The sequence below is a fragment of the Bacillus sp. cl96 genome, assembly GCF_900100505.1.
GTDB lineage: Bacteria > Bacillota > Bacilli > Bacillales > Bacillaceae_G > Bacillus_A > Bacillus_A cereus.
In genome coordinates this window covers 1-16,276 of record NZ_FNDM01000025.1, presented here as the reverse complement: position 1 = coordinate 16,276, position 16,276 = coordinate 1, and the positions used below count along the sequence as shown (strand labels likewise).

The window sequence follows — 16,276 nt, the reverse complement described above, 5'->3', positions numbered from 1 at the left end:
AGTTGAAATTTAAAATAAAAAAGAACACCTATTAAGGTGTCCTTTTATCTCTCCATCTGTTGCATGTATGCCATACGTGCTATTTTTCTAGCTTCTTGCTTTTTCATAACGGCTGCTTCTTCATCTTGTTGTCCTGTACTCAATTCTTGATTACTTCCTTGACGTTCAATTTCTTCGCTCATTACTTCTTTGTGCGCTTTTGTAATAGAAGAATTAATACTATCAATCGCTTCAGCTACAGAGTGGTTAAAATCAAATTCAATGTCACTGTCTGATACATATTCAGAAATACATTCAACCTTCATGTTTTTATCTTGATCTACCGATACTTTAGCAACATGTGTATTAAATAACTCTGTTTCTTTTGAGTCAGCTTCATAATGTGGTTTCATTTCTTCTGTTACGATTTTCAAATTCTCTACTTCTTTTTCAGTTCCAAATTTATTGACGATTGTATTTAATTCACCCAAACTCAAAATCATATTCGGCTGAATATCCTCTATATATTTTCCATCTTCAGAAAGATTAATTTTATAATCATTCCATCGATTTTTTGAATTTAGCTCTGCCCGTTGAGAGACAGCATTCCAATGACTCCCTAAATTTAACCCAATGTTTTCAGCAACATTTTGTTCCGCTTTTTCTTGTATACGTTTAAGGACTCTTTGTTGAAAAGCAGGAAATTCGAATTTCTTTTGCTCCTTTTCATCATTTACTGCATCTTTTTCGTTTAATTCTTTTGTATCGTTACTGATTACTGGATTGTGTTTCTGTAGTTCTTTTTCTGTCCCCCTTTGTAATTCAGAGATTTCCTGATCTATTACATTAATAAACGTTCTTGCTGTATCGTGAATGTTTATTATAGAAGAATCTTTTTCTTTTAAATCTTGATCACTTTCAACCCATTTACTAATATAAGGTACTGTATTTTCACTCGTATCCATCCCGTAATGTGTACAAACAATATGTGTAGCCATTCGTGTTTCAAAATCTCCCGCCACTTCATCTTTACTCCCTTTTCCTTTTTCACCTTGCAATTTTTCACGAATCAATTCATAGATGACTTCAGGTATTTGCTTTATTTCTAAGGTGTTTTCATTTTCATCAAGTGCTTTACTTTCAATTTTTTCTTTCTCAGCTACAACATGGATTCCAGAAATCAACATGTTTTTATTTTCTTCTGATACCTCAAAATCAAATTGACGATTCGGGAATATCTTTTTCAAGTCGTCACTAGTAGCATTGGTTTGTGAAATATCTAATGCCGATTTCTTTAAATAGTAAGTTATGTCTTTCTTTATTTTTAAATCGCCTTTCTTAACCTGTCCCTTCTGATCTACTGTCAAATCTTTTACAAGAACTTCTTTTTTTGTTTTGGGATCTCTTACATATTCTTTGATAAGAGGATGAAAAACCTTCATTTCCTGTTCTCCATTTTTCAAAGAAAAGCCAGCCTTGTTGTAAGTTTTCAAATTTGCACATGCATACGCATCAGGGAATTGCGATTTAATCACTTGCATATTTCTACCCGAATAATTACTAAATCTAGACATAAACTCAGCTAATTCCAAAACCCCTTCCTTTGAATGATAATAATGTTCTAAGTCTTCAAGCACCATCCCCATAAATTGCCTTGTTTCTTCCGTACTTATTCCCATATCATCATAAAACATCATCGTTTTCTCTTCTCCTTATTAGTTAAAATTAAAAAGAACACCTATTAAGATGTCCTCTTACCTCTCCATTTGTTGCATATATGCCATACGTGCAATCCTTCTTGTTTCTTGCTGTTTTATAGCGGCTGCATCTACATCTTTTTCTGTTTTATTAGATAAAAAATGGTCAACCTTATTCTGTTGTTCTTCAGAATTAGATTGACCTTTTATATCTCCATTATCTTGTTCCCTATTCTTTTCGTTCTCTCTTTGCAATTCAGAAATTTTCTTATCAATTGTATTTATAAAGCTACTTGCGGTTTCGTGAACACGCATAATAGATTTGTCTTTCTCTTCTATATCCTGTCCGTTTTTCGTCCATTGGGCTATATAAGGAATGGCAAATTCACTCGTATCCATGCCGTAATGCTTACACACTATATAAGAAGTTAATTCTGCTTCAAACTCTTTTGTAGGTGTGTGTTCTGAATGATCCACCTTCACATTATGTAACTTCGCATGTGCTAATTCATGTATAGATACAGCTAATTCTTTTGTTTCGGTGTTTCGAGTATTCATAACTATTTCGGAATGAGAACCGTCAACAGCTTGTAAATGCATACCATGAGCATTACCTAATTCATTAATTAATGCGCCTTGATTGCCCATCATTTTAATTTCAATCTTTTCTTTTTCTGCTAATGCCTCTATACCTGTCTTTAATAACTCTTTGTTTTCCTCTGTCACCTCAAAATTAAACTGACGATTCGGGAATATTTTAGGCAAGTCTTCAGGTCTTGCATTTGTTTGTGAAACATCAAAGGCTGTTGCTTTCAAATAATAATTTGTTTGCTTCTCCACTTTTAACTCACCAGTTTTCACTTGTTGCTTTTGTTCCGCAGTTAATTTAGTTAGTGGAATTGCTAATTTTGTTTTTTGATCTCTTACAAATTCTTTTACATAAGGATGAAAAACCTTCATTGCTTTTTCACCCTTATTTACATGGAATCCTGCATCTTTAAATGTTTTAAAGCTCGCACAAGCATACGCATGTGGAAATTGTGATTTAATTAACTGCATGTTTCTAGGAGAATAGTTACTAAACTTCGCCATGAATCCAGCCAACTCAATCATGTCTTCAGTGGATTCATAGTACTTCGTAATATCGGTAAAAACCTTGTCCATGATTTCTTGTGTTTCTTCTTTAATTTGCTCTTTTGTCTTAGGTGTATATTTCTTTTTTGTGTAGGTCATTCGCAAATTAACCCTCTTTCTTCATCATATTTAACAAATGGTAAACTATCATGTTCCGCTGCTCCTTGCATAAACTCGACATAGGCTGCCGCTTCTTCTTCAGAAACTTTTACGATAACTTGCTTATTAAATAAATATTTACTTAGATGAACCTCATTCTTTACTTGGTCAACATGATCAATCATATAAAAATTATTTTGAAACATATTACACACTACCTTTCTATTATTACAACGCTAATTTGAAGTATATTTTTTCGTAAGTTTGTTTTCCTTTGTCCCAACTTATATTCCAATTCTCTAACGAACCCGAGTATACTTCTTTAAATTTTAGCATTGGATTATCCATTGAACCCACTATCACTATTCCAAATCCTTTATCATATGTAGAATCACCCTCAAATTTTTTCCACAACTCAAATTCTGTAATTTTATATTTTTCAGCAAAACCAATAACCGTTTCCAGTATCCAGTTTTCATTTTCTTCTTCAGTTATCTGCTTCTCAAAATCCACCTCAAAACACTCACCATAATCATCGTTCCGAATTAGAAAATGATTTTCTCCTTTCTTTATATTCTCTTCTATAATGGTTCTATTTTCTTCATTACGGCTAAATCTTGTACTTGAAACGATGGAATAATACACTTTTTTCTCCACTTTAAATCCTCCTTTTAAATTAATAATCCATTTCTTGTTGTCGTGCAATTCGTTCCTGTACACGCTCATACTCTTGTTCTGCACGCCATTTTGTTAAATCATCATTCAACGCCGCTTCAATATTTCGGACATCCTTTTTTCGAATTAATGGCGGTTTGTATTGAGAATATGTAGTGTACTCTCTTCTTTTTTCTAACCGCCCCCTTTCATATTTCTTTTTAATCTGTTCATTCTTTTGCTGAAACTGATACAACGGATTGTCCTCATATGGTTGCTTTTTCTTCAGTTCTTTTAGTAAGGAATTACCCATACGCTTCTGCATATCTTTCATTTGATTCTTTGCGTAATCTTTTTCTTCCCGTTCCGATTCTCCATATAAACCCTTCTGAAAACTAGATTCTTTTTCTACAGCTTCCTGATATTCCTTAAAAATAGGATTTTCTTTCATTAACAATCCTGTCAGTTCATCAATCTTATTTCTTGTTTCATTCGGCATTCTTTTGCTGCCATATGTCCAATCTTTTTTGTTACTAGGTAACCCGTTGTATATCTCTTGTAACAAAGTAACTTCCCTACTTGGTTGCTTTTCTTTTGATTGTAGATACTCCTTTTTGACTTCTTGCACTAAGTTATTTCTTAGATTAGATATTCGACTCAACTCACTTGTACGATCTACGAGAGAGTTCGCAAAAGTTGTTTTCATATGATCTAGTGTACTTTGTTTTCTTTTTCCTTTTGGTTCGTAAAAAGTTTCTCCATCCACTTTAACTTCGACTAGCTTCCTTCTATTTTCTTTTTCTACTGTTCCGTAGTGAATGTGAATGTGTTCTGTATTCCGATGAATAGATGCAAACCAAAAGCCGTTATTCTCTTCAATTTGTTCATCCTTGAATAACTGTTCCATCATTTTATGACTTGCATTTCGAATCCGATTTTCATCTAACACGTCCGTTACAGGATCATATAGTTTCTGTTCTATTAGAAAGTCCGTATCGAATGAGATAACATCTTGATAATAAACCGAACCTTTATTTTGTGCTTTTCCCACCAACTCTTTTATTTCATTTAAATCATTGGAGGTAATTACATTTTTATTTTTCGAGAAAACACCCGACAAAATTTCTTCTGCTTTTATCTTCTCCTGCATTTGTTCAGGAGACAAATCTTCTATATGTTTATTAAGTAATAACACCTCTTCTTCTTCCGTTTTAGTCATTTTCTTTTTGCTTTCTAGCGCATATTTTCTTCCCATATAGCTAACATACTTTTCAAAATCAGTCGTAGTATTAAAACTGTTTGGAGAAGTTAAAAGCACTTTTGCTTCTGCTTCTTTTTCAGATACACTCACTTTCTTTTGATTAGAATGAGGACTTCCCCTCTCCATATCAAAAGAGTCAATTGCATTTTGCAATCGACTCAGTTCGGTTAGTTCTGTATTTGTTAAGGTATGTCTCTCTTTTAAAAGTGCTTTTTGTCTCATGCAATAATCTACATACGTTGTAAAACTCTTTTGGTTTGGAATGGTATATTGAGATGTTAATATGATACTTGGTGATTTTCCCATACATCATTCTCCTTCAAGTTATGTTAATTCTTTTCGTCTATGTTCGGGGATTTGTTCCCACTCAATTTCCTCATACATGGTCTGTCCTAATCTAGAAATTGCCTTATGTGGTTTACCTTTTTTCATGACAATTTGTACATCATCCGTAATCATCGGTAATGTTTTCTTTGCAAAAGATGGTGTTTTAACTTCTCTCTGTATGTGTTCCTGCTCTTGCATGTTTACTTCTATAGGTTCACGTTTAACAGTTCGAGAGAACTTCCCTTCCGATTTCTTTGTAACAGCAGAAGCAATTTCACTTTTAACTTCCTGCTCCAATTCTTCTAAACTTAAATCGCTTCCTGATCGTGCAATAAGTTCCATGTTTAACTTAATTAATATATCCATTTGTTGTTTCATTGTATTAACGGCTTGCGTTAAACCTTTCACTTCTTTTTTCAAAAGTGATACATCATCCTCGCCTTTTTCCTTCCTCATATCTTCATCTAACAACCCAATTGCACGTCTAAACACATCCGCTTTAGTTTTATACTCAGGATGCTGTTGCAAGTATTCCTCCACAATATCATTATGAATTCTAGTAATCTTAAACTTTGCTGTATCAGACAAAACCACTTCACTCATATTCTCTCTCCTGTCTTTAATTACGAGTAGCTAATTTCATTATTAATTCATTAGTTGCATCTATATACTCTTGTAACTTATTCTCTTGTCTTTCTAATGACACGGTAACATTGCCGACTGCTTCATCAAATTTATCTTGCTTAAACTGAAGCAAAGAATGTTCTACATCGTTTTGAATGAGACTTCTCAAGTATTCTGCACGAGTATACTTTCTCTTCAATTTCACACTTATTAATTCACACCTCTTATCAATATCTTTTATATATTTAGGATCAATACCTCTTAACAAGATGTCCATGTTATTACTTCCTTTCTGATAAATGCATAACTAGAATAGTCGTATTTCCTCCTTTCTAGTTAAGAACTAAAGACAGTGATTAAAAAAGAGCATAAGGAAACCTGATATCACTTTGTAAACAAAGCGCTTAAATAGGCTGTGCCTATTAGGTTTCTACTTCACTCAAATTGATATCACTAATCCTCTCCGAGTGGTCGCTCAGTGGTCATATTTTAAGGATAGTGGTCATTTCGTGGCACTCAGTGGTCACTTAGTGGTCACTCAAAAACACTATTTTTTATATCGTTTTTTTCTTTTCACTCAGCAATTTAATTTTCTTTTCTTTCATTTTGATGTCTTCTTTTAATACATCAATTTCTTTTTGATGGTTGTTAATGGTAGACTCATTTGAATTTATTGTGTTTTTGGTTTTCACTTTTTCGCCCTCTGTTTGGTACTCCATTTCTTTTGTTAACTTTTCATTTTTGATTTTTAATTGCTTCATAGCTGAAGCTTTATCATCAATTTTCTTCTCTATTTCTTTCATTTCTTTTCTCAATCCCTGTTGCGAAAATGCAAGATACTCTTTTTCATAGAAATCTTTCGATTCCTTTTTCAATTCTTTATTAATCAATTTTTCATTTTCTAAAACGTACGTTTTCAAGCTCCGTTCCTTTAGATCATCCACGTCCGTTTGCAATTCAGGATGAATATATTCAGGCTTCACAACCGAAGATACAACACCAAATTCTTCAGGAACATTTTCACTAATTACCACAATGTAGTTATCACTTGCCCGATAAACCTTCGTTTTCACGTTATTATCTTTTTGTTTAATGTATTTATTCTCTACTTTGTATTTCATATTACTTAGAATTTGAGAGTCATTATCTGCCCTTAACTCATAATCAATTCGTAACGTTTGATTGACTGGATTGTATTCTTTTTTTGCAACTGAAATCTTTACCGTGGTGGACAAACTCTGATACTCACCTATTTTCATTTCTTCAAATTTATATGTCGCTCCACTAAAAACAGGAGAAATACAAAGTACAAAAAACACTGTGAAAAAACTTCCTAAAGTATATAAATACGCCTTCCTTTTTGTATTTGCAGGCTTTCTACCTTCCTTATTCATTCCAAAATTAAAATTCATTTTGTTGTTTCTCCTTTCACATTTACTACGCTCACGTGAGCGTGAATGTTTTCAAGTTTATAATTTGTATACTTTTCTTTCCCATTAACACTAGACTGATATTCACGTACAATGAGCCATTCCACTTTTTCCCCAAAGTTATAATCAAACCATGTTATCGGGATTTCAATAAACTTATCTTTTCGAATCCCCTTCTTTTTTCGTAGACTTAAAATTAAATACCTACCTTCTTTTACATAATCATGATTGGGTTTTAGTTCACTCAAAAGCATGATGTTACTCCTTCCTGTTAGATTTATTTGTTAAACGAAAAGCCCCATACTAGTTAGTAAGGGGCTTTTCGTTTACATCATTTTCTATTCATCGTTTCGCTGGATACGGATTATACTCTACAACTTTAATTTCTTCCCCTTGCTTTTCTAGCGTTATCTTTACAACACTGTTAATCGTTGTTTTTTTATTTTCTAATCCCTCAATTGTGTACTCCACATCAAGTAAAGCCGTACATTTCTTAGAAATATCACCTTCTGAATTAATGTATATTGCAGCCTTATTTACATGTGATTTGAAGTTTGGATCGCCTAAATCATCTGTATTAGGTGCTACTACATCTACTACCTTTTTGTCCGTTATTTTTAACAAGTTGTTTCGTCTTTCGCCTTTATTTTGTACCGAATAATCTAAATAAGCATGTACGAATTGATTTGCAACTTCTCTGTATTTGTTTTGTAAATCTACTGTTGGATTACTTTCTTTTTTATTTTCGTCCGCTGCACCCTCATTTATTTTTTTACTTTCCTGCTCCAACTTCACTTTTAAATCTCCGATTTGCTTCTCTTTTTCCGCTACAGTCACATGATGTTTTTTATCCTTCTTTTCAAATTCTTTCTTTGTGCTATAACTCAGTATTCCGTTAAAAGCCAGTGATAAAATCAACACTACACCTAAAATCTTTGATATATTATTCATTTATTTTGCACCCATTTCTTTTTTTATTTTGGAACTACTCTTCTAATTCCTGCATAGTACTTTTGCCATCCTGGTGATGTAAATTGGTGATACCCTATCCCTGAACTTTCAGAATCATACATTGTATTAGCATCAACATATATCCCTACATGACTTACATGATCGGGCCCACCGTATGTCCCTTTAAAGAAAACTAAATCGCCTGGTTGTGCATCTTTCGGATCAACTTCTACAGTTGCATAGTATTGTTCTGATGCTGAACCATTTAAATTGACTCCTGCTGCTCTAAATGCCCAAGAGGTTAATCCACTACAATCAAATCCCTGTGCAGGAGTTTTCCCGCCCCAAACATACGGGTTTCCGTTATATTTCAAAGCTTCCTCCATTATTTTCTTAAAGGTTTCTGATCCGTTTACTGGTGCAGTCCCGTTATTAAAACTTAAATATTGTTTCACCATTTCTGCATAATAAAAGTTACCGCCATTGATATAGCGATAACCACCGTTGTAAGCAATTGCTACAGGTTGACTGTATCCAATTGTTGTTCCATTCCTATTACCACCAGCAGGTGCAACAACTGTTAAAGAATAATAATCAGCCGTTTGTAAAGAATGCGTTTTACTATTTGTCGCTAACCAATGCACATAATTACGACCAAAGTTGTATGTTTGTACAATGGCTAACAAATCATTAATCCCTAGCATTTTCGCATCATCAAATGCGCCTTTTAAATGCATAACACCGTAGTAAATAGAATCTTTCGGGTTAGAAATTGTATTCATTGCCCAACCTTGTGACTGTTAGTGATAGGTAAGGATTTGAAGTTATCTCTACCTTTTCCCCCACTCCACACCGTACGTGAGACTTTCACCTCATACGGCGCTCCATCTAATTTGTTTATTGTTTAATTTTTTCTAAATTACAAGCTCTTCGATATTGGTTTATTCGTTTAACTTGTTCCACAGTCAACGAGTGTTTTTGAAAGTAGGATTCAATCGTTTGTTTATTTGTCATGTGAATTAATCTATGAATTTCTTTATGAATGATTCTAAGATTTTCATACTCATCTGTTCCGCCTAATCCCTTCGGAATATAGTGGTGGCAATGTAGCTCACTTGCTGGTAAAAATTCTTTAAGTATCTCACATTTTCCATTCAACATAGAATACCTTGCCATTCGATTATCCAAGTACTCTATACTTTCATTAGGGATATTTGCAGTTAGTAGTTTCTTAATTTCGCCTAATACCAATTTATTTAACTCAATATGTTTGGCAATCTTTCGGCCTTTTTGATTGTAAGGTGTTTGGGTTTGCGTGTAATTCCATATAGTTGCTGTTTGTATATCCGCTAGTGGAAATAAGTAAATACCACATACTTTAAATGTTCGATAATTATTTTTAAAGAATTTTGTAAACACCGGAGGTGCATTGATTGGAACTTCATATTTCCCGACACTTTTTAATCGATTGAATATTACTAATGATAGGTTAAATGCAAGCTGTTTCATTTCAATATTTACATGTGTAACATACCTAAAATAGTTACGCAGTCCAAGTACATAGGCATTATATAATTGCACATTTTTCCGAGTTGATGACAACTGAATAGCTTTTATTCGCTTTTTGATCTCAAGTTTGATTTGCTTCTTTTTCTTATTTGATATCCTAGAGTTACAAACCCATTTGTTTCTTTTGGGTACTACATATAATAAATATCCTAAGAACTCAGATTTGTTTTTTCTAAGGTTGATTATTCTGGATTTTTCTGGTGAAATGTCCAACTTTAATCGTTCCTTGAGATACATTTTTGTCGCGAAAAACCATTTTTGTGCCGTTCGGAAATCCTTTGCCATAATTTTAAAATCATCTGCATAACGAACAATAAATCCTTGTTTCAATTTGGTACCTTTCATTGCTCGCTTTTGATTTGCATTATTTGTATATGGATATGATGTTTCAAAATAGTGCCATTGGCTTGCTATCCATTGGTCTAAATCATTTAAAACTATATTGGATAGTAATGGCGAGAGTATTCCACCTTGTGGTGTTCCCTTTTTTGGAATTCCAAATCCCTTAATTGGTGCTTTTAGAATTAAATAGATAAGTTTTAACACTCGCTTATCTTTAATACCCATATTCCACAATTGTTTTAGAAGTAATGTGTGATTAACATTGTCAAAGAATCCTTTTATATCTATATCTACCGCGTAATGAAAAGTATTTCTGCTTATCAAAAACATTACTCTAGAAATGGCATGTTTTGTTCCTCTCATCGGACGAAATCCATAACTATGTTCGTAAAATTTCGCCTCGCAAATCGGCTCCAAAATTTGCCTAATCATTTGTTGAATTAACCGATCAAACATTGTTGGAATTCCTAAAGGTCTTTTATCTCCATTGGACTTAGGAATAAAAACTCTCTTTACTGCTTTTGGTTTGTATATCTCTAGTTGTTTACAAACCAATGATAAGAATTCCTTTTTATACATTGGTTTATAATTATCTATCGTGAACAAATCCGTGCCAGCGGTTTTGGACCCCTTGTTAGATTTTATTGTTCGGTATGCTAAAAGAATATTGTTCTCCGAAGTAATCAATTCATATAGACCATGGAATGATTTATTTCCTTGACTTTCTTCATATAACCTATCAAATGTTTCTTGCATATTGTAATATTCCCAATATCTCATTGTTGTGCTCAACTGTGGAAACCTCCTAGGTTTTTGCCCACATTCCTACCTGACCATTGAGCTTCATTTTCTTAAAATTAAACATAAAACAAACTAGACTTGGGGCCATCCCTCCACGTTCATTAGACGCTTCAACGGTACTGTGCCCCTACCTTCACAAAAATAAAGGAATTTCGGCTAATTACCTTATATCCACCTGCCCAGTAGTAGCTGTTTTCATTTAGCAGTTTTTTGCTTCCCACGTTCCAATATATCTAGCTATTCATGATAACCGTAGGTGTTTGCTATAAGCCTGTAGAGTTTATAAGCTCATCGTTGCTTATCCCGATTTCCTACCGTCAGATTCGTACTTCTCGGTACCCTACCACACTCTTGTGTGCTATACCTTTCGGTATAGTGCAATTTTAGACCCGTACCTTCGCAAATTCGTCAGACCCATAAGGGACATTCTCACCATAGTTATCTTTTCAGCCATCCGACCTATCCTACACCATATGATTAAAAATCACTTAGGCTCGTTCAGCCGACTTCACCTAGCTTCATACACAATCTGTCTACTAACAAATCATGCATGTAGGAGTATTAATGGAGTTGTTTCAATTCAACATGACGATTTTCATTCCAACTCTCGATATATTAGTTATTGTTGCTTAAGATAAATTTCAGCAACACTCTCACTTCACGTCTAAACGCTTATAGAGAAACGTGTCGCGCCTGAAGACTGCATAATATCAGGTAGTTTTTCTGAAATACCATTGCTCTCTACCATAATAATTGCTAGTACATATGGAACTAGCTCTGGTACACCTTGCGCTGCACATTCCTGCTCCACCATCGATTGCCACCTCATGACTTCAGGTGGTAAATTCTGCACTGAAGCATTCCCACTTATGCCACCATTCGGTGTACCTGTAGAGCTTTCTCCACCCAAAATCGCCATACTAACAATTAAAAGAATCGTAATGGCTGCCGCAATTATTACTCCTGTAGAACCACCTAACAAGCGAACGAGCCATTTTATTCTTTTCACTTTCTTATACTTGTCTATTGCTGTTTCTTGCGTCGCTGCCATTTTACTGACCACCTTTAAAGCGTTCTAATTGTTTCTCGTCAGGATCAAACATCACGTTATATGTTTCAGTAGAACTTACCTGTACAATTGCTTCCCCTCGTTTCAACTCAGGTAAGATACGAAACTCCGATTCTGTTAAACTCTCACCTAGAACACTTTTTAAAGTCTCTAACACGGAGTTATCCATGTTCAAGAATATTTTGTATTGAGTTAATTCAAAGATGGCTTTCATCGTAGACACATCCACTGTACTTCCTGGTGGTGGTAACATTTCTTGTGGGGATTGTGTCGCAAAAAATATACCTGCAAAGAATTTTCGCATCTCACGTTCGAACTCTAATACATAACGATTGGCAAATTCATTTTGCGAATTGATAATGTTATGACACTCATCAAGGAAAACCATGAAATACTTAACGTCTTCTATTGATAAGTTTTTTTCTTCTCGTAAATACTTCATTTGACGACCATTTTTAAGCGCATGACTCCAAATCAATGTTAATGCGGTAAACAATTGACAGTTAAAAACTGATTTATCGTATTTTGAAATCCCATCAATATCAAAGAAAACAATCTGCTCATTTTCAAAGTTTTTAAGTGTTGTATGACCGTTAAACATATCACCGTACACCGTAATCATGTCCTCCACCTGCAATTTGATTGCTTCTAAATCACGGAGACGTTGTGGTGTTGCTCCCGCTTCTAGCTTCAGCTCACTTAAATATTTATAAAAATCTTCTAAAATTGGATAGTGATTAGGAGGGAATCCCGTTACTTTGTACGGGCGATCACTTCCCTTTTGAGGTACAAGTCCCCACTCAATATAGAAAGCATACAAATGTTTACGAAACTCTTGAATCACCGTATCATCAAATTCTGAATTTAAAAATCGAACCATATTCGTGACTTTAGAAATATGTTGAATGAATGAACCTTTCTCATCAACTGCACCTGTATTTGTAATTTTCGTTGCGAATACTTCTAAGGGGTTTATCATTCCTGTTTCTACTTCTTCCGAATCTTGAACCCCACTTAAATCAATTATTTTACCGCCTTGCTGCTGCACAATTGTGTAATAATCTCTTGCTTTATCAAAACCACGAATGAAGCAATCTTTCGCAACCAATCCTTCTTCGATTTGTTTAAGTAGTGTTGATTTACCAGCACCCATCTTACCAAAGATGAAACCACTAAATGATGTTCTAGTACTTGTAGAGAAAAACGGATCTAAAATAAATGCGCCACCTGTAGTAGTTTGTCCTAGATAAATTCCTCTTGGATCTTTTAAATCTTGATGATGAAATGGAATACCGAAACCAATATTTTGTGAAGGTAATGGATAGCCACTTTTCACTCCCAAGTATTCTATTTGATCGTCATAGCTTGCAAACAATGTTTGCCACTCTTCTTTTTGTTTAAAAACATACACTTGCGCTTTATAGTTCTGCCCCGCAATTTCTTTCTTAATATCACCAATTCTTTTCTCCAATTGTTCTAGCACTGGATCATATATGAAGATACGCAACTTTATGAGTTTAACAATTTCACCTTGCTGCGTAATAGAACGAGCAAAGTCTGTTAAATTTTGTAGTTCCCAATGAGCATCGTCACGATCAGTAGAACGACGTTCTGATGTCATACGGTCTTTTAATTCAGTAATAGAACGGTTAATGTCTTTTACTACTTCTTCTTTATTCGCTGTCGCTATGTCTACACTTGAAACGGTATCTTTATTGTTCATGAGTGCCGTTAGCCATAGCGGAGGAATATCTTCAGCTAGATAGTACACATGTAAACATGCAACATAGCAATCACCTTGCGCTATGTACTTCTCATTAAATTTAATGCCACCTTGCGGCTGCACCCTCGAAATAAAATCTAAATCATATCCTTCAGTACGATATTTTCGGTGTTCTTTTTTCCCCAACTTTACCATTATTCATTTCCTCCTTTTACATTTCTGAATTCATGTTTTGTAGCTTAAAGATTAGCTTCTCAACTTCTTTTGCTTTCATATTCTGCAAGTTAAATTGACGTCCACCATAGCGCTTCATGTCCTTCACATTCTTTACTAACTCTGTTTCATTTTTTGCATACACAACAATGAAGAAAGCCAATTCCTTTAAATTCTTTTCTACCCACAGTACCCGATTTAAATTTTCAATTGCTAAACTATAGCGTTGAGACCATAAGTGTTCTTCGTTTCTCTCTGACACATCTTGACTCATTTTCCCTTGATAACGTAGCGCCATGCGCTTCCAGTACACCTGTTGTTCTGTTGTTTCTGTAGAGTACGTTAGAGACAAAATCTTGAATGGCTCATGATACACACGACATAAACTAGTTAACTGATTCATAAATCGATTTAAATCATCTTTGTTCATAGAAATTAAGTCCGTAGTCTTTACCTTTAAATACACCTGCAAGTTGTCTCTACGATCTACTAAGATCCCCTTTTTTTGTTCCAGTCGTTTATAAGGTGCAACATCAACAATTGATGCATCCGTATTTTTAAAAGAAGCAAAGATCGTTGAAATAAAACTTTGTTTTCCATTACTTTTCTCTGACTCAACTTGTCTCTTTCGGTTTACTTTTTTAGATTCAACTGTCGCAACTTTCATCTTCATCTTTCCTTTCATGAGATATAAAAAAGGAGAGCGCTATATCTGCACTCTCCTTTCATTCCTATTTCTTTTTTGTTTCGCTGCTTATGGTATTTACTTCAATTGGATGATAGTTTTTATTGTCCATCTTCAACATATCCAAAATCACAAATATATTTCTATTTGTAGGACTGTTATGAGGTTTAATACATAAGAACACCCCAAACGCCCCAAACAGCACATAAAACATTATCCTTCCAAGTCCTCCGACTGGAACAAGCTTCGACATATAACTTGCTAGTACTAACATTAGAACTATGATTGCTCCATCCATGATATAAAAGAAGGCTAACTTAATTTCTTGCTTTGTATTCTTAGGATTACGCATCATTTCCATTACTCAACACTCCCCTTATTACGTTATAAATTTTATTTTTCCCCCTTATTGTTACAAGACTTATACTCTCTTATCGTACTTTTAATATATAGGTTCATAGTTTTAAACATTTTACTATCGTTTTCCATACGTTCCTTTATAAAAAGTGGATACTTTTCAAACTTAGCATAATATTGTTTAACTGGATGTTCCTCAGGATAATCTTTAATATCATATTCATAAACACGCAAACCATAATAATTACGCAAACCTTTAGGATTCAAAATGTGCAAGCATAAAAATGACTTATAAATTATCTCCTTTGCTTCTACAGAATCAGTTAATTCATTAGCTAAATATTTTTCTGTATAACTCGGAAATTTGTCTACACAAAAATCAAATATTTCTTCTTCCTGTGTTGTAAATGCTATCCTTTGTTTTCTTTTCCAACGTATAATTGCGTAAATAGTTTCTCTTACAAAGCAATATACCCACATTGCTATTTGTAAAATCCATACCCCCACAATTAATACAAATAAAATCCCAATAATCCATTTCACTAAAGTATGATCTAAAGACCATAAAAACCATTGCTTAATAAAGGGCTTGTCATATATTAGCCAACTTAATAAGGCAGGTTTTACTATAATGCGCAGTAAAGGATCAAGCTCAAGAAAGATATGCTCTGAAGCATCTAATTGCATATCTCTCCAAAACCCTCCATTATAGGCAATAAAACATATCATATATACTACAAATGAAAGTGTTGTTGTAAAGATAATTTGCATTACAAATTGATTATTTAGTATTTCTATTAGAAACTCTTTCATTAAAATTCCCCCCAAAAAAATCTTGATTTACATACTCAGCGTTCATTACTGTAACCAACTTAGGATCTTTTTTCTTCTTTCGCCTTAGCACTCTAAAAATCTGTTTAAAAAAAGTTGCGATCATGCTTAACACAATCGCAACTCCTAACATCAAGATAGCAAATATCCAGTTATTCATCTTAAAATCCCTTTTGCTTTCTCTCTATTTTTTGATGACTTGTTTTTCGAGTACAGATGGAGAGAAAAATAAGTTAGAAAGGAAAAAATAACAATGTAATGATATAAATGATCTAATTCAAAACTTATTTGAAAAACCATTATAGCGACGGCAGCAAACAATCCCGCTATTATTATTAAGATACTCGCCTGTGATTCTCGCTGTTTCATCTCAAAGTAAATTCTTCTTTGATTCGCAATATCAATTACTTTCACAGCTAACCCTCCTAATCTCATTTTCTACGTAATTGATCTGTCCGATTATGTTTACTTCCTCTTTGTCTTAATCCTGATTTTGTTCTTTCTACTACATTATCTTGTACATTTACATC

17 protein-coding genes and 2 pseudogenes are annotated in these 16,276 nt (G+C 33.9%); all 19 read right to left on the bottom strand.

Annotated elements, in window-relative coordinates:
- Positions 1-44: 44 nt before the first annotated feature.
- The 19 genes and pseudogenes from BLT20_RS28495 to BLT20_RS28405 all read right to left on the bottom strand — a co-directional run bounded on the left by BLT20_RS28495 (position 45) and on the right by BLT20_RS28405 (position 16,181).
- Positions 45-1,676 (bottom strand): ArdC-like ssDNA-binding domain-containing protein, encoded by a 1,632-nt coding sequence (locus tag BLT20_RS28495; protein WP_016097315.1) that lies wholly within the window; start codon positions 1,674-1,676, stop codon positions 45-47.
- Positions 1,677-1,733: 57 nt separating this feature from the next.
- Entirely contained in the window at positions 1,734-2,909 is a 1,176-nt protein-coding gene (locus tag BLT20_RS28490) for an ArdC family protein (protein ID WP_016097314.1), read from the bottom strand.
- Entirely contained in the window at positions 2,906-3,115 is a 210-nt protein-coding gene (locus BLT20_RS28485; RefSeq protein WP_016097313.1) for a DUF5511 family protein, read from the bottom strand. The genes BLT20_RS28490 and BLT20_RS28485 overlap by 4 nt, the downstream gene beginning before the upstream one ends.
- A 22-nt stretch (positions 3,116-3,137) precedes the next feature.
- Entirely contained in the window at positions 3,138-3,566 is a 429-nt protein-coding gene (locus BLT20_RS28480) for a DUF5514 family protein (protein WP_016097312.1), read from the bottom strand.
- A gap of 19 nt (positions 3,567-3,585) precedes the next feature.
- A complete protein-coding gene (mobP2, locus tag BLT20_RS28475; protein WP_016097311.1) occupies positions 3,586-5,130 on the bottom strand; it encodes a MobP2 family relaxase in 1,545 nt (514 codons plus the stop codon).
- Between the two features lie 18 nt (positions 5,131-5,148).
- Positions 5,149-5,754 (bottom strand): hypothetical protein, encoded by a 606-nt coding sequence (locus BLT20_RS28470; protein ID WP_016097310.1) that lies wholly within the window; start codon positions 5,752-5,754, stop codon positions 5,149-5,151.
- A gap of 16 nt (positions 5,755-5,770) precedes the next feature.
- A complete protein-coding gene (locus BLT20_RS28465; protein ID WP_016097309.1) occupies positions 5,771-6,052 on the bottom strand; it encodes a hypothetical protein in 282 nt (93 codons plus the stop codon).
- 277 nt (positions 6,053-6,329) lie between these two features.
- Complete coding sequence (locus tag BLT20_RS28460) at positions 6,330-7,187, bottom strand: hypothetical protein (protein ID WP_016097308.1); 858 nt, start codon at positions 7,185-7,187, stop codon at positions 6,330-6,332.
- Positions 7,184-7,459: a DUF5513 family protein gene (locus tag BLT20_RS28455; RefSeq protein WP_016097307.1), complete on the bottom strand. Its 276-nt coding sequence runs from the start codon at positions 7,457-7,459 to the stop codon at positions 7,184-7,186. Before BLT20_RS28455 ends, BLT20_RS28460 begins: the two co-directional genes overlap by 4 nt.
- Before the next feature lie 88 nt (positions 7,460-7,547).
- Positions 7,548-8,156, bottom strand: coding sequence for a hypothetical protein (locus BLT20_RS28450; RefSeq protein ID WP_016097306.1), 609 nt, complete (start codon positions 8,154-8,156; stop codon positions 7,548-7,550).
- Between the two features lie 23 nt (positions 8,157-8,179).
- Positions 8,180-8,956, bottom strand: a pseudogene (locus BLT20_RS28445) (lysozyme family protein); the annotation flags it as partial.
- Between the two features lie 97 nt (positions 8,957-9,053).
- Entirely contained in the window at positions 9,054-10,859 is a 1,806-nt protein-coding gene (gene ltrA / locus BLT20_RS28440) for a group II intron reverse transcriptase/maturase (protein WP_000108316.1), read from the bottom strand.
- Between the two features lie 703 nt (positions 10,860-11,562).
- Positions 11,563-11,919 (bottom strand): annotated as a pseudogene (locus BLT20_RS28435) (lysozyme family protein); the annotation flags it as partial.
- Between the two features lies 1 nt (position 11,920).
- Positions 11,921-13,855 (bottom strand): VirB4 family type IV secretion system protein, encoded by a 1,935-nt coding sequence (locus tag BLT20_RS28430; RefSeq protein WP_016097303.1) that lies wholly within the window; start codon positions 13,853-13,855, stop codon positions 11,921-11,923.
- Between the two features lie 16 nt (positions 13,856-13,871).
- Positions 13,872-14,540, bottom strand: coding sequence for a hypothetical protein (locus tag BLT20_RS28425; protein ID WP_016097302.1), 669 nt, complete (start codon positions 14,538-14,540; stop codon positions 13,872-13,874).
- A 64-nt stretch (positions 14,541-14,604) separates the two neighbouring features.
- Positions 14,605-14,919: a DUF5592 family protein gene (locus BLT20_RS28420; protein ID WP_016097301.1), complete on the bottom strand. Its 315-nt coding sequence runs from the start codon at positions 14,917-14,919 to the stop codon at positions 14,605-14,607.
- Between the two features lie 32 nt (positions 14,920-14,951).
- On the bottom strand, positions 14,952-15,728 hold the full coding sequence (locus tag BLT20_RS28415) for a hypothetical protein (RefSeq protein ID WP_016097300.1): 777 nt from the start codon (positions 15,726-15,728) through the stop codon (positions 14,952-14,954).
- A complete protein-coding gene (locus BLT20_RS28410) occupies positions 15,697-15,906 on the bottom strand; it encodes a hypothetical protein (RefSeq protein ID WP_016097299.1) in 210 nt (69 codons plus the stop codon). Before BLT20_RS28410 ends, BLT20_RS28415 begins: the two co-directional genes overlap by 32 nt.
- On the bottom strand, positions 15,903-16,181 hold the full coding sequence (locus BLT20_RS28405; protein ID WP_016097298.1) for a hypothetical protein: 279 nt from the start codon (positions 16,179-16,181) through the stop codon (positions 15,903-15,905). Before BLT20_RS28405 ends, BLT20_RS28410 begins: the two co-directional genes overlap by 4 nt.
- Positions 16,182-16,276: the final 95 nt, after the last annotated feature.

Coding starts and splice junctions, on each gene's coding strand:
- BLT20_RS28410 (WP_016097299.1), bottom strand. CDS start 15,906: ATGAATAACTGGATATTTGCTATCTTGATGTTAGGAGTTGCGATTGTG.
- BLT20_RS28430 (WP_016097303.1), bottom strand. CDS start 13,855: ATGGTAAAGTTGGGGAAAAAAGAACACCGAAAATATCGTACTGAAGGA.
- BLT20_RS28455 (WP_016097307.1), bottom strand. CDS start 7,459: ATGCTTTTGAGTGAACTAAAACCCAATCATGATTATGTAAAAGAAGGT.
- BLT20_RS28490 (WP_016097314.1), bottom strand. CDS start 2,909: ATGACCTACACAAAAAAGAAATATACACCTAAGACAAAAGAGCAAATT.
- BLT20_RS28485 (WP_016097313.1), bottom strand. CDS start 3,115: ATGTTTCAAAATAATTTTTATATGATTGATCATGTTGACCAAGTAAAG.
- BLT20_RS28495 (WP_016097315.1), bottom strand. CDS start 1,676: ATGATGTTTTATGATGATATGGGAATAAGTACGGAAGAAACAAGGCAA.
- BLT20_RS28415 (WP_016097300.1), bottom strand. CDS start 15,728: ATGAAAGAGTTTCTAATAGAAATACTAAATAATCAATTTGTAATGCAA.
- BLT20_RS28460 (WP_016097308.1), bottom strand. CDS start 7,187: ATGAATTTTAATTTTGGAATGAATAAGGAAGGTAGAAAGCCTGCAAAT.
- BLT20_RS28450 (WP_016097306.1), bottom strand. CDS start 8,156: ATGAATAATATATCAAAGATTTTAGGTGTAGTGTTGATTTTATCACTG.
- BLT20_RS28405 (WP_016097298.1), bottom strand. CDS start 16,181: ATGAGATTAGGAGGGTTAGCTGTGAAAGTAATTGATATTGCGAATCAA.
- BLT20_RS28425 (WP_016097302.1), bottom strand. CDS start 14,540: ATGAAAGTTGCGACAGTTGAATCTAAAAAAGTAAACCGAAAGAGACAA.
- BLT20_RS28420 (WP_016097301.1), bottom strand. CDS start 14,919: ATGGAAATGATGCGTAATCCTAAGAATACAAAGCAAGAAATTAAGTTA.
- BLT20_RS28470 (WP_016097310.1), bottom strand. CDS start 5,754: ATGAGTGAAGTGGTTTTGTCTGATACAGCAAAGTTTAAGATTACTAGA.
- BLT20_RS28465 (WP_016097309.1), bottom strand. CDS start 6,052: ATGGACATCTTGTTAAGAGGTATTGATCCTAAATATATAAAAGATATT.
- mobP2 (WP_016097311.1), bottom strand. CDS start 5,130: ATGGGAAAATCACCAAGTATCATATTAACATCTCAATATACCATTCCA.